This is a genomic window from Flavobacterium ustbae (assembly GCF_003946915.1).
GTDB lineage: Bacteria > Bacteroidota > Bacteroidia > Flavobacteriales > Flavobacteriaceae > Flavobacterium > Flavobacterium ustbae.
The window spans coordinates 365,192-378,273 of sequence record NZ_RPOC01000002.1 but is presented as its reverse complement, the minus strand read 5'-3'; the positions used below and the strand labels follow the sequence as shown (position 1 = coordinate 378,273).

The following is a 13,082-nucleotide window of genomic DNA, read 5'->3' as shown; positions in this document are numbered from 1 at the left end:
AATGCTTCCTATCGTAGCGGCAAATTTTCTTGCGGCATTATTACTTTTGCTAACTATTGTCGTACAATTTTTCATTAAAAGATTTAGAGACAAGAAATTGAAACAATAGTTTAATTAAAAGCAAAACAATTAACTTAATTTTTCTTAATTCCACTAAACTCCTAGCCCTGATAGGAGCGGAAATCCTTTTTTGAGAAAGCCTATTTTTTCTGGTCGTTGCAGAGCGACCAACGGAAGCTCCTGCAAGGATCTAGAAAAAAAGGATTACGATAAAAAAATTAAAGCGGATAGCAGTCCCGATAGCTATCGGGATTCATAAAATAATCTTAAATCTTAATCTGAAACTCATAAATCATAACTACCTTTGCAGTACCAAAAATTCTTATGATGAACATACACAATATTCCACAAATTAAGCATACTGAAAGCGGAAATTTCTTTTTATTAGCTGGGCCTTGCGCTATTGAAGGAGAAGAAATGGCTCTTAGAATTGCTGAAAAATTAATTGGTATTACCGACAAACTTCAAATTCCTTATGTTTTTAAAGGATCTTTTAAAAAAGCAAACCGATCTAGAATTGACAGTTTTTCTGGAATTGGAGACGAAAAAGCTTTAAAAATCTTAAGAAAAGTTTCAGAAACTTTTCACGTTCCAACAGTTACAGATATTCATACAAACGAAGATGCTGAAAAAGCAGCTCAATATGTTGATGTTTTACAAATTCCTGCGTTTTTAGTTCGCCAAACCGATTTAGTTGTAGCAGCTGCTAATACAGGTAAAACAGTTAACCTGAAAAAAGGACAATTTATGAGTCCAGAGAGCATGAAACATGCCGTTCAAAAAGTATTAGATTGTAATAATGAGAATGTAATGGTTACAGATCGCGGTACTATGTTTGGTTACCAAGATATGATTGTAGATTTTAGAGGAATTCCTACTATGCAGCAATATGCTTCTACAGTTCTAGATGTAACACACTCTTTGCAACAGCCAAATCAGACTGCTGGAGTTACAGGAGGAAGACCAGACATGATTGAAACCGTTGCTAAAGCGGGAATCGCAGTTGGTGTAGATGGGATTTTTATTGAAACTCATTTTGACCCTGCTAACGCAAAAAGTGATGGTGCTAATATGCTTCATTTAGACTATTTTGAAGGTTTAATGAACAAGTTAGTTGCAATCAGAAAAACAGTTAACGCATTCTAAATTATAATACTAAGTTCTTTGAAAACAAAATTTTTATTTTTCTTACTGACACTAGTGTCCTTAAACACTTTTGCTCAGGACGAAATTCAGGTACAAGATAAATATACTGCTCATAATAAAGGGAAATTCTTTGTAATGTGGGGTGGGAACAGAGAAAGCTACTCTGATTCTGATGTAAATTTTAGAGGTAAAGATTATAACTTTACGGTCGATAATATGGCGGCTCATGATAAACCAAAAGGATGGCACATTGATTATGTTAATCCTGTAAACATGACAATTCCTCAAACCAATTTAAGATTAGGTTATTTTATTAGTGATCATTATAGTGTAGCAATTGGTGTTGACCATATGAAATATGTAATGACGCAAAACCAAACTGCAAATGTTACTGGATATGTAAATCTGCCGACTGATCAAGTTGGTCATGTTCATAATGGTGTTTACAACAATACACCTGTTAACTTTACAGACGAAACTTTCTTGACTTACGAGCATACAGATGGTTTAAATTATGTTCATACTGAAATTTCTAGATTTGATGATATTTCTAAGTTATTCAGACTTCCGAATATTGACAAAGTTCAGATTAACTTGACTGAAGGTATTGGTGGAGGAGTTTTATATCCGAAAACAAATACAATGCTTTTAGGAAAAGAACGTCATGATGATTTTCACATTTCTGGTTACGGTCTTTCTGCAAAAGCAGGTATCAACATTACTTTTTTCAAACACTTCTATATTCAGGGAGAATTGAAAGGTGGTTATATCAACATGCAGGATATTAGAACAACGACAAGCAGTGCAGATAAAGCTTCTCAAGATTTCTTCTTCTTTCAGCGAATTATTGCTGTTGGAGGTATTTTTAGAGTCTAATATCATATAAAAATATTTATAAAAATAGCTGTCATTTTATTTGGCAGCTATTATTTTTATTATTTACTTTGTAACTCAAAGTACTTTAAATTATACTTTATGAAAAATAAAAAATATCTCTTTCCGATCTTTACTTTTATTTTAAGTTTTGGCTGTGCCTTATTTGTTGCAATAAAAGTTTTTCCTAATAATCCATTTACTGGGAAATCTAAAACAGAAAAAACAATAGTAAGTAAGTTTAAAGATGGTGATTTGATTTTTCAGACTTCAGAATCTAAACAATGTGAAGCAGTTCGTATTGCGACAAACTCGAAGTTTTCGCATTGCGGGATTATTTATGATATTAACGATAAATGGTTTGTTTTTGAAGCCGTTCAGCCTGTAAAACTAACACCGCTTGAAGATTGGATTAAACACGGAAGAGATAATAAATATGTGGTAAAACGATTGAAAGATGACAGCGTTTTAAAACCTGAAGTTTTACAAAAAATGAAAGATTATAGTCAGCAGTTTGATGGTAAAGAATATGATGCTTATTTTGAATGGACGGATAACAGAATATACTGTTCTGAATTAATCTGGAAGATTTATAAAAATGCTGCAGGAATTGAATTATCTAAACTTCGTGAACTTAAAGATTTTAATCTAAAAGATCCGAGAGTTCAGAAAATATTAAAAGAGCGCTATGGAAACGATATACCTTTAGAAGAAAAAGTGGTTGCTCCTTCTGATATCGCCGATTCTGATATATTAAAAACGGTAGTTGACACTTATTAATATCTTGAAAAAGCTAGCCTAATTATTTCTAGCTTTTTTATTTATCAATTTACTTTGAAATTCAAAGAACTTTTAAAAAAGCTTTTATGAGAGATTATTTAATTGAAAAACTGTATGAATGTTCTAAAAAACCTTACCAAAAATATTTCAAGAAAAATGAACCTTGGAATATTGATAAGACTCTTTTAATGGATTATCCAGAGGAAAGTCTAGGATTTGGATTAGGAATTTTTCTTTACAAAAATCATTTTGACCTTCAGGAAAAACTCGAAGATCACGACATTATCCATGTTTTAACCAATACAGGAATAACCGTTTATGAAGAGATCGGAATGCAGTATTATTTGCTTGGAAATGGAAAGAAAAGCTTGTATTTGTTTATGGTCATTTTAACTGGTACCATCTTTTATCCGAAACGAATGCCCTACTTTATTCAGCAATTTAAAAGAGGAAAACAAGCTCATTCTTTTCATTATCTCGATTTTTCAAAAATGCTTTTAATGCCTATTCTAACTATTCAGCAAACTTTTAAAATTTAAAATCATGAAAACAATTCATAATCCTTTTGAAGAAAAACAGTCTATTGAATTAGCTGTTGGAACCTTTATCATCAGTACGCTTCTATTTACGCTTTACATTCTTTCACATGGAAATACCATGGTTTTGGTTATTGCTTGGCCATTTGCTTTGGCTGGAATTATTGTCAATACTATTATGTTTTTCCATTTAATGGAAAAGCTTGTTCACCTACCTCAACAGAGGAAAGATATTAGCATGAAGATTTTGCTCTTACTTTCTAATATTCCTATTCTATTTTTTTACTACTTCATAATTATGAAGTAGTAAAGTCAAAAAAAAAGCTGTTTTCAATTTATGAAAACAGCTTCAAATTATACTTTTTATCTTATATCAAAATTCAAATAAAACTGTTGATAAAAAGGCATATAGTCTAGAAATTCTTCTGGTTTAGTACAAAAGGTGAGAATGTACAAATCCTTATTCTTGACAAAAAAGTATTGAAGAATTGTAGCCCAATTTCCATCAGATAATAAATCCTTGTAAATAATCTCTTGTCCTTTTATGCCATTTTTAACTACTTCTCTGTTTGAAATAATTTCATGAGCGATCTTCATCCTTTGATCAATTATTTTCTTAACTGTTTTAGACTTAACATTCGCTCCTAAATTATTAATTAATAAAACAATATTCTCTGTAAAATTATCCTGCAAAGAACGTTTTTCATTTAACAGTATAAATTTATTTTCTAGGGAATCAGTTCTTTGAAGATGCCAATTTGAATTAAACATCATTGAATATTTTTTTTCACTAACGTAAAGTTTTTCAAAATCAACTTTAGATTTTTCCTGACTGAAACCCAGTTTCAAAAAGAAACAAAAAATTAATTTTAAAGCTACTTTCATTAAATATATCTAATTTGCTTTTTTGATTTCGATTCCGTTTTGGTCTAATAAATACATTAATGTAGTCATTGTTGCTGCACCAAGCTCCAATTCTCTTTTATTGATAGCATCAAAAGTATCGTTTGCTGCGTGGTGATAATCGAAATAACGCTGAGAATCTGGTTTTAAACCAGCCTTTACAATAGCTTGAGATGTTAAATGGCTAATATCTGAACCTGCGTGTCCAATTGTAAAACTATGCACCAAATAAGGCTCAAAAAGATCTTTGTAACCTTGTATTTTTTTCAAATTGGCATCATCGGCTTCAATTGAAAATCCTCTTGGAGAAAATCCTCCTGAATCGCTTTCTAGTGCAAAAATATGATTCTCTTTCTTTTGTTTTGAAACTTCTTCATATTTAGCGCCGCCTTTTCCGCCGTTCTCTTCATTCATAAATAATACCACACGAATCGTATTTTTAGGTTTGTAGTTTAAGTTTTTCAAAATACGAATTACTTCCATACTTTGCACTACTCCTGCTCCATCATCGTGAGAACCGTCTGCTAAATCCCAAGAATCTAAGTGCCCGCCAACAACCATAATGTTTTCTGGAGTTACACTTCCTGTCAATTCCCCAATTACGTTATAAGACAAAGCGTCTGGCAAAGTCTCACAAGATTGTTTGAAATAAAACTTTAAAGCTGGATTTACTTTTAAAGATTTGCTCAACAATTCTGCTCCATTTGTACTAATTGCCGCTGTTGGAATATATTGTTCTTTTGGCAAGTCACCGTAACTTTGTGCACCTGTATGAGGAAAATCATCCAGACGTAAATTCATAGAACGAACAATTGTTCCTACAGCTCCTAATTTTGCCGCTTCTTTTGCTCCTGCATATCTTTGGTCAACGCAAGCTCCGTAAGAAGTAAAAGTTTCGATGTTTTCTGGATTCATTGGTCTATTGTAGAAAACAATTTTCCCTTTTACTTTATCCGCTCCTAATTCTGCTAATTCTTTAATTCCTTGAACTTCGATAATTTCTGCTGTAAGACCCGTTTTGGGTGTTGCAACAGAACCTCCCAAGGCACAAATAGGCACAGTAGTTTTTACTTTTCCGTCAAGGATATAGGCTGTTTCTTTTTCTCCTCTAACCCAGTGAGGCACCATAACTTCTTGCAAATAAACTTTGTCAAGTCCTAAACTTTCCAATTGTCTTTTGGTATAATCTACTGCTTGCTCTGCACCTTTAGATCCAGATAAACGAGCTCCGATATCATTAGATAGATATTCTAACCAAGTATAACATTTTGCTTCGGTTAAAGCTTTTTTGTAAAATAATTTGATGTTTTTCTCATCATTTGACTGTGCAAAAGATGTCAATCCGTTTAAAACTAAAGCAGTTAAAAGAATCGTTTTTTTCATAGTTTTTGTAGTAATTTGGAGTTTAATAAGCCAATAGCATATTGGCAAAGGAACAAAATTATTGACAGTTCTCAGGCTTTTTTCCTAACCATTTCTCAAAAAAAAGCTCCAATTGCAAATTCTTTAATTTGCAATTGGAGCTTTTACATATTCTATAATAAAAAATTATTTTACTTCGATAATCTTATTTTTTGTTCCGATTCCATTTTCATTAAAAGGTTCAATTGTAAAATAATATTTTGTGTCTCTGTCCAAACCTCTAAAGTCATAGGTACTGTCACCATAAACCATAATGCTGTTGTATAATTTGTCTGAAGCAATTCCGTAATAAATATTATATCCAATAGCATCCGTTTGCTTTTTCCACGAAATCATAGCATTTCTAGAATCTGTTTTGTTTCTGTCTACTTTGAAAGAATTAACTGCTTTGGGTTTTGCTGCCAATCCGTTTCCGAAAACTCTGAAATCTGAAATCGCAAATAATCCCGATGCATTATGAATATTTTCCATTTTAATGTAACGCGCTTTAAACGGTTTTGAAAGCTCTACATAATCGTGAGGTGCATCTTTATCGTTTTTAGATTTATCTACAACCAAAGTCCAATTTTGAGCATCATCAGACATAAAAATTTTGTATTGATAATAAATATCCATTGCTTTGTTAAACTGCGTTGCTTTATGGTCAGCATAATTGATTTGAAGCGCATTAATTTCCATTGGTCTTCCTAAATCCATTTGAAGCCATTCTCCTGGATTGCTAGTTTTGGCAGACCAATAGGTTTGAATATTTTCATCTGTAAGATTTTCAGGCCCATAACAGAATTTTTCATAGACTTTTTTACCGCCATGATCCATTCTGTGCGTTTCTACTTCCATACATTCTTCAGAAGAAGAAACTGTAACTGGTTTTTTATACGAAAGCAGCATCCATCCAGATGAAGCGCCTTTGGTCTGATCGCGCTGGCTTGTAGGCAATACAATCGGGAAATCTCCATAAGCTGTAATAGAATACATGACATCATCTTTGTCGAATCCTGCAGGAAACATATCAATACGACGCTCAAAACGGTCTTTTATAGAAATTTTACACGTTCCTGTGTTCCAATAGTTACCATAATTATCTGCAAAAGTATTTCCATGTCCAGCTCCAATTACAAATCCACCTGGTTTGTAAGACATCGGATTGTGTTTTTGATATGTAAATGGCCCTAACGGATTATCTCCCACATGAACTCCATTTGCATAACCTTTAAATTCTGTAGCCGGCGCGCCATATTGCATATAATATTTTCCGTTGTGTTTGGTCATCCATGCTCCTTCAATAAAATTCCCCCAAGGCGCAGGCTCCATATCATTGTTTGGCCCAAAACGTTCCCATCCATGTGCTGAAGGATCTAGAATCGCCACTTCCTTAACTTGTCCGTAAACTTTTTGAATGTCCTCAACTTCAGTCGCTTTGTATAATTCTGCATAATCGGCTTGATTCCCTTTTGGAAGCCAGGTATTATAATCAACCTCAACACCTACAAGAGGCAATTTTCCGCTTGAACCGTAGTACATGTATACTTTTTTATCGTCATCCTGAAAAATCGCTGGATCCCAAGTTGGCAACATTGCTTTGTCAACGTGGCGTGTCCATCTTCCCGATTTTGGATCGGCTGTTTTCCAGATTGGATGATCTCTTCTCCAAGTTGAACCTACATAAAATAATGTATCATTTACAACCCAAGCTGCAGGAGCGCACTGATCGTCGTCGCCTGGCTGTCTTTGAAAACTTCCGTAAACGAAATTCCAATCCGACATATCTTTACTCCAAAAGAAACCAGCCTGATTGGTTGCAAATAAATAATATTCGCCTTTGTAAGTAATAATTACCGGATCGGCGCTTGAACGGCGCGATTCTGGAATTCTGTTATGATTGAATGTGGTATAATTGTATCCAATATTGATCGGATTACAATACGTTGTAGCTGGTTTGCTAGGATCAAACCATTCTGTTTTACCAGAATTTTGTGCCATAAGACTGCTTCCTAAAATCATTGAAAGCAGTAAAAATGGCTTAATTTGTTTAAATATATCCTTCATGGCTAGATTTCTTTAGTTAAGTTTTTGAAGTTTACTTTTTAATCTCTTTTCTTTCCTTCAAAAGTTCGGGTTCGTTTGTGGTGATGTAGTTGAATTTATGTGCAATAATCCAATCCATAACTGTGGCATCATTTACAGTCCAAGCATTTAGAATAATCTTGTTATCCTTTGCTTCTTTTATCCATTCTGGATGTTTTTGAAAGACAGAATAATGATAATCTACCCCATTAATTTTATCTGCTTTTACTTCTTTTGGAGATTTGTTTCCCTCCAAATATTGCAACGAAGTTTTAGAATCTATAGATCTAATTTTTTTTAGAATATCATAATCAAAACTAATGTAGCAAGTATTTCTATCGGCTTTTAATTTTTTAATGGTTTCGACTGCTGCGACAGCTGTTTTTTGTCCTCTTTCTTTACTAATTTCTGAAGGTTTTATTTCGCAGACCAAAAGCGTATGTTTGTTATTTCGCTTTCCTTCTGAAATATATTCATGAAGCGTTGGAATTTTTTCTCCATTAGAAAGTTTAAATTTTATCAAATCTGCATAATTCGTTTCTTCTATAAGCAGTTTATTGTAATGCGCATCATGATTAATTACAAGCGAATCGTCAGCCGTTCTCCAAACATCAAATTCTGATCCTGGCAATTTTAAATCTATTGCATGCCTTAAAGCTGCAATGGAATTTTCAGGCAGATTATTTTTTTTCCAAGCTCCGCGATGTGCTACAATTGCATTTTTTTGTGCATTAGCGCATGAAAAAGCAATAAGACATATTGCACTAAATATTTTTAAAGTATTCATAATAATCGTAGTTAAAAAATTACAAAAATGGCTCTTCAGTTTAGAAAAAAAGCCCTCCAAAAGAAGGGCTTTTCACTAATCAATAAACCAACTATTTAGTTAACTCAAAACTAACTTTCTTATCGGCATTTGAATTTCCTCCAACGAAAATATCAAACTGTCCAGGCTCTGCTACAAATTGTAAATCAGAGTTATAAAATTTTAAATCTTCAACAGTAATATCAAAACTTACTGTTTGTTTTTCTCCTTTTTTAAGAGCTATTTTTTGGAAACCTTTTAATTCTCTAACTGGTCGTGTTACAGAACCAACTAAATCTCTAATGTATAATTGAACGGTTTCTTTTCCGTCAAAATTTCCAGTGTTCGCTACATCAACTGTTACTTTCAATTTTCCAGAAGGATTCATTTTATCTGAAGAAATTTTCAGGTTTGAATAATCAAAAGTGGTGTAACTTAAACCAAATCCGAATGGGAATAAAGGCTCGTTTCTTTCGTCAATATAATTTGATCTAAATTTTTCGAATTTTCCTTCTGTATTCGCAAGCGGTCTTCCTGTATTTTTGTGTGCGTAATAAATTGGCAATTGTCCAACACTTCTTGGGAAAGTTGAAGTTAATTTTCCAGAAGGATTTACATCTCCAAATAAAACATCAGCAATAGCATAACCTGCTTCTGTACCAGCGAACCATGCATTTAAAATAGCAGGAACTGTTTTTTCTTCATCAGTAATCACTAACGGACGTCCGTCAAATAATACTACAACAACTGGTTTTCCTGTCTTTAATAAAGCATTTAATAAATCTTTTTGCGCTTGAGGAATTTCTAAATTCGTACGACTGCTTGATTCTCCGCTCATTTCAGCAGATTCTCCTAAAGCCGCCACAATTACATCTGATTGCTCTGCTACTTTTAAAGCTTCTGCCAATAATTCTTCTTTTGTACGCGCATCACGGTGTAATGTTTTTCCAAACATTGTAGCGTTTGTTTCAAAAGTTTCATCGTAATCTAAATTGCTTCCTTTAGCATACAAAACTTTAGTTCCTGCTCCAGCAACTTCTTTAATACCTCTCAATAATGAAACGGCATTTTCCATTTTTGTTGCTACAGACCAAGTTCCTGGCATGTTTTCTTTAGCATCTGCCAATGGGCCAATTAAACCAATTGTTCCCGATTTTTTAAGCGGTAAAAGTTGGTTTTGATTTTTTAATAATACTAAAGATTGTGCTGCAATACTACGTGCTTCTTTTCTGCTATCTGTTGTAAATATTTCAGTTTTAGCTCTTTTTTCATCACAATATTTATATGGATCTTGGAATAATCCTAAATCGTATTTTGCTTCTAAAATAAGTTTTACAGCATTGTCAATTGTCTCGATTTTTACTCTTCCTTCATCCAAAGATTTTTTCAAAGTTGTTAAGAAACCTTCTCCAACCATATCCATTTCAACACCAGCATTTAAAGCTAAAGCCGAAACATCTTGAAGATCTCCCATTCCGTGAGGAATCATTTCAGGAATACCTGTATAATCTGTTACTACAAATCCTTTGAAACCCCATTGTTTTCTTAAAACATCTGTCATTAACCATTTGTTTCCTGTTGCAGGAATTCCATCAACTTCGTTGAAAGATGCCATTACAGAACCTACGCCAGCATCTACAGCTGCTTTGTACGGAGGGAAATAATCGTTAAACATTCTGATGTGGCTCATATCTACAGTATTGTAGTCACGTCCGCCTTCTGGAGCTCCATATAAAGCGAAGTGTTTAACGCACGCTAAAATTGAATTATTTTTAGAAAGGTCATGCTGTTGGTAACCGTTTACCATTGCTTTTGCAATCTGGCTTCCTAAATATGGATCTTCTCCTGAACCTTCAGAAACTCTTCCCCATCTTGGATCGCGAGAAACGTCTACCATTGGAGAGAATGTCCAGTTAATTCCATCTGCACTTGCTTCTTTAGCTGCAATTTGAGCACTTCTTTCGATTAAGCCCATATCCCAAGTACAAGATAATCCTAGCGGAATTGGAAACGTTGTTTCGTAACCATGAATAACGTCCATACCAAAAAGCAACGGAATTTTCAAACGGCTTTTCTCAACCGCAATTTTCTGCACTTCTTTAATTTTTTGAACTGATTTGATGTTGAACAAACCGCCTACTTTTCCTTCAGCAATGTTTTTTGCCACATTTGAGCTGTTTCCCTGGCCTGTGGTAATATCACCAGATGTAGGTAGGTTTAACTGGCCCAATTTCTCGTCTAAAGTCATTTTTGACAATAACTCCGCCACAAATTCAGACTTTGGTTTAATTTTCACTGTATTTTTAGCTGGCTTTTTTTGAGCATAACCCAAAACAGCGCATCCTAAAAAAAGTAAGACTAATTTGTTTTTCATTCTCTTCTATTTATTTGTTTGTATTCGTTTTCTTCTGCTGCAACATCCAATCGTAGATTTCTCCATTATCATAAACTCTCGTCCAGCTATCATGATTTGCATCATCAAAAATGGTCAGCTTTACATCTTTGGCATTACATTTTTTCAATTCTTTATAAATCGAAATTGCATAATTTACATTAACCACATCATCTAATAGTCCGTGGTAAATTCTGGTTGGAATATTGGCTATTTCACAAGTTTTTTCTAACTGAATCAAATCTACAAAGCCAGCTACAGGTACGTTTGCGGCAAATAGATCTGGATGTGCAAAAGCCAAATTCCAAGAAGCCCATCCTCCTGAGCTCAAACCAGTAACATAAATTCTTTCTGAATCAATTTTATTTTCTTTCTGAATTTTTACAATCAGCTGATAGATTGATTCTATATCCCAATTTTCGTCTTCCTTACATTGTGGAGCCAAAACATAAGCGTCTAATTGGTGTGTCTTCAAATATTTTAAAGGGCCATTAATTTTTACTTTTTCAAGGTCGGTTCCTTTCTCTCCATCTCCTGAAATAAAAACGATTAATGGCTTTTTCTCTTTAACATTTACCGGACGATGCAAAACATATCCCAATTCATATTTAGACATTATAACTGTATTAATTTTTCCAGTTGTTTCACTTTGTCCAAAAACAACTATAGAAACTAACAGAAATATAAAGGCTAATTTATTCTTCATAGAAACTTAGATTCCGTATTTTCCAGATTTAAATCCAAGCTTTGTTAGGCCTTGTTTTACTTCTGGTGCATTCATGAATAATTTCCATAATAAACCTGTTCTGTAATTTTCAATCATCACTACTTCTGGTCCTTGATCGATTGCTAAATAACGCTTTGCAACCCATTTATTTTGTAAACTCAAAGCGTCATAAAAACCAGCATTCCCCCATGTCTCTGCTTTGTGATTCTGATATAAATTACGAATCACAGCCATAGATTCTTTTGGTGTATAAACAATCGAGCTTATTGCGGCAGTTGGAGACATAACACCTTGATCATTGCTTGGCATGTGTGCATTGTATCCGATAGACCCATCAGGATTTCTAGAATAAGAAGCGCTCAATCCCCAATAATCTGCACTGTAACCATTTTTTGGATTTTCTACACAATACTTATAATTGATTTTTGTCTGATTAACATTCAAATCCCAATAATTAGCATATTTATCCGTTAATTGATTTGGATCTAATCCTACATAAGAATAGTGTGCCCAGAATAATGGTCCGCCAAATTCAGCAGCTCCATTATGTTTTAAAATAAGTGGAAGATCATATTTTGTATTTGAAGTCACTATATCGCCACTTCTTGCCCATCCTTCATGATACGCTTTAGCATCAATGGTATGTGTTGGCGATGATGCTGCCAAAATATAGGTAATTAAACATTCATTGTATCCCTCTAAAGGAAAATTCATCTGCCATGCATAATTAGGAGACCAATGCCAATACAATACATTTTTGTTATTGGTATACCACTGCCAATCCACACCTTTCCAAAGTGCATCGTACTTTGCCGCTACGGCTTTCTCATTTTCATTACCTGTTTTAAGATATTCTCGAACCGTAATAAATCCTGAAACTAAAAATGATGTTTCGACCAAATCTCCACCATTATCTTTAGTACCAAAAGGTTTTACTTTTCCGGTATTTCCGTCAATCCAGTGTGACCATGCTCCATGAAAGCGATCTGCTTTTGCAAGGAAATCTGCAATTTTATCCAATCTTTTTAGACCTTCTTCTTTAGAAACATAACCCCTATCTATTCCAGCTATTAAGGTCATAAGTCCAAATCCAGAACCTCCAGTTGTTACAATATTGGCATCGTTTTCAGGATAAACTCCATCTGGATGATAACGTTCTCTGGCTAATCCAGAATTTGGTTCTGCATAATCCCAGAAGTATTTAAAAGTTTGTTTTTGAACAGCATCCAAAAGCTCTTCATCATTTAATACAGTAACGCCAGAAGTATTTTCCTCCGCATTTTCTTTCCCCTTATCAGCATTCGATCCACAGCTAAAAAAAGTAAAAGCTAAAAATAAAACTGAAATTCTAATCATTATAAAAAATTAAGGTTT

At 33.7% G+C, this 13,082-nt stretch carries 12 protein-coding genes; 5 read left to right on the top strand and 7 right to left on the bottom strand.

Annotated features, from left to right (window positions below; genetic code table 11):
- Nucleotides 1-387: 387 nt before the first annotated feature.
- The 5 genes from kdsA (at nt 388) to EG814_RS05560 (ending at nt 3,702) form a co-directional block, all read left to right on the top strand.
- Nucleotides 388-1,206 (top strand): 3-deoxy-8-phosphooctulonate synthase, encoded by an 819-nt coding sequence (gene kdsA / locus EG814_RS05580; protein ID WP_125719820.1) that lies wholly within the window; start codon nt 388-390, stop codon nt 1,204-1,206.
- Between the two features lie 18 nt (nt 1,207-1,224).
- Complete coding sequence (locus EG814_RS05575) at nt 1,225-2,082, top strand: hypothetical protein (RefSeq protein WP_125719753.1); 858 nt, start codon at nt 1,225-1,227, stop codon at nt 2,080-2,082.
- 99 nt (nt 2,083-2,181) lie between these two features.
- The gene (locus EG814_RS05570; protein WP_125719751.1) at nt 2,182-2,859 is read left to right on the top strand and encodes a YiiX family permuted papain-like enzyme; all 678 of its coding nucleotides are present in this window, start codon (nt 2,182-2,184) and stop codon (nt 2,857-2,859) included.
- 86 nt (nt 2,860-2,945) lie between these two features.
- Nucleotides 2,946-3,398 (top strand): hypothetical protein, encoded by a 453-nt coding sequence (locus EG814_RS05565; protein WP_125719749.1) that lies wholly within the window; start codon nt 2,946-2,948, stop codon nt 3,396-3,398.
- Between the two features lie 4 nt (nt 3,399-3,402).
- Nucleotides 3,403-3,702, top strand: a complete 300-nt coding sequence (locus EG814_RS05560) for a hypothetical protein (RefSeq protein ID WP_125719747.1) — start codon at nt 3,403-3,405, stop codon at nt 3,700-3,702.
- A gap of 56 nt (nt 3,703-3,758) precedes the next feature.
- On the opposite strand, the gene EG814_RS05555 is transcribed toward EG814_RS05560, so the two are convergent.
- The 7 genes from EG814_RS05555 to EG814_RS05525 form a co-directional block, all read right to left on the bottom strand.
- Entirely contained in the window at nt 3,759-4,280 is a 522-nt protein-coding gene (locus EG814_RS05555) for a hypothetical protein (RefSeq protein WP_125719745.1), read from the bottom strand.
- A 9-nt stretch (nt 4,281-4,289) separates the two neighbouring features.
- Entirely contained in the window at nt 4,290-5,681 is a 1,392-nt protein-coding gene (locus EG814_RS05550) for a M20/M25/M40 family metallo-hydrolase (protein ID WP_125719743.1), read from the bottom strand.
- Nucleotides 5,682-5,846: 165 nt separating this feature from the next.
- On the bottom strand, nt 5,847-7,766 hold the full coding sequence (locus EG814_RS05545; protein WP_125719742.1) for a discoidin domain-containing protein: 1,920 nt from the start codon (nt 7,764-7,766) through the stop codon (nt 5,847-5,849).
- Nucleotides 7,767-7,797: 31 nt separating this feature from the next.
- Nucleotides 7,798-8,571 (bottom strand): glycerophosphodiester phosphodiesterase family protein, encoded by a 774-nt coding sequence (locus EG814_RS05540; protein WP_125719740.1) that lies wholly within the window; start codon nt 8,569-8,571, stop codon nt 7,798-7,800.
- A 91-nt stretch (nt 8,572-8,662) separates the two neighbouring features.
- Nucleotides 8,663-10,963 carry a beta-glucosidase BglX gene (gene bglX, locus EG814_RS05535; RefSeq protein ID WP_125719738.1) on the bottom strand — a complete coding sequence of 767 codons (2,301 nt, stop codon included), beginning with the start codon at nt 10,961-10,963 and terminating at the stop codon, nt 8,663-8,665.
- A 10-nt stretch (nt 10,964-10,973) separates the two neighbouring features.
- Nucleotides 10,974-11,687, bottom strand: coding sequence for a carboxylesterase family protein (locus EG814_RS05530; protein WP_125719736.1), 714 nt, complete (start codon nt 11,685-11,687; stop codon nt 10,974-10,976).
- Nucleotides 11,688-11,693: 6 nt separating this feature from the next.
- The gene (locus EG814_RS05525) at nt 11,694-13,064 is read right to left on the bottom strand and encodes a glucoamylase family protein (RefSeq protein ID WP_125719734.1); all 1,371 of its coding nucleotides are present in this window, start codon (nt 13,062-13,064) and stop codon (nt 11,694-11,696) included.
- Nucleotides 13,065-13,082: the final 18 nt, after the last annotated feature.

Bases quoted from the DNA above. Each gene is read 5' to 3' on its own strand.
- bglX (WP_125719738.1), bottom strand. From the start codon at position 10,963: ATGAAAAACAAATTAGTCTTACTTTTTTTAGGATGCGCTGTTTTGGGT.
- EG814_RS05530 (WP_125719736.1), bottom strand. From the start codon at position 11,687: ATGAAGAATAAATTAGCCTTTATATTTCTGTTAGTTTCTATAGTTGTT.
- kdsA (WP_125719820.1), top strand. From the start codon at position 388: ATGAACATACACAATATTCCACAAATTAAGCATACTGAAAGCGGAAAT.
- EG814_RS05555 (WP_125719745.1), bottom strand. From the start codon at position 4,280: ATGAAAGTAGCTTTAAAATTAATTTTTTGTTTCTTTTTGAAACTGGGT.
- EG814_RS05540 (WP_125719740.1), bottom strand. From the start codon at position 8,571: ATGAATACTTTAAAAATATTTAGTGCAATATGTCTTATTGCTTTTTCA.
- EG814_RS05565 (WP_125719749.1), top strand. From the start codon at position 2,946: ATGAGAGATTATTTAATTGAAAAACTGTATGAATGTTCTAAAAAACCT.
- EG814_RS05560 (WP_125719747.1), top strand. From the start codon at position 3,403: ATGAAAACAATTCATAATCCTTTTGAAGAAAAACAGTCTATTGAATTA.
- EG814_RS05550 (WP_125719743.1), bottom strand. From the start codon at position 5,681: ATGAAAAAAACGATTCTTTTAACTGCTTTAGTTTTAAACGGATTGACA.
- EG814_RS05525 (WP_125719734.1), bottom strand. From the start codon at position 13,064: ATGATTAGAATTTCAGTTTTATTTTTAGCTTTTACTTTTTTTAGCTGT.
- EG814_RS05545 (WP_125719742.1), bottom strand. From the start codon at position 7,766: ATGAAGGATATATTTAAACAAATTAAGCCATTTTTACTGCTTTCAATG.
- EG814_RS05570 (WP_125719751.1), top strand. From the start codon at position 2,182: ATGAAAAATAAAAAATATCTCTTTCCGATCTTTACTTTTATTTTAAGT.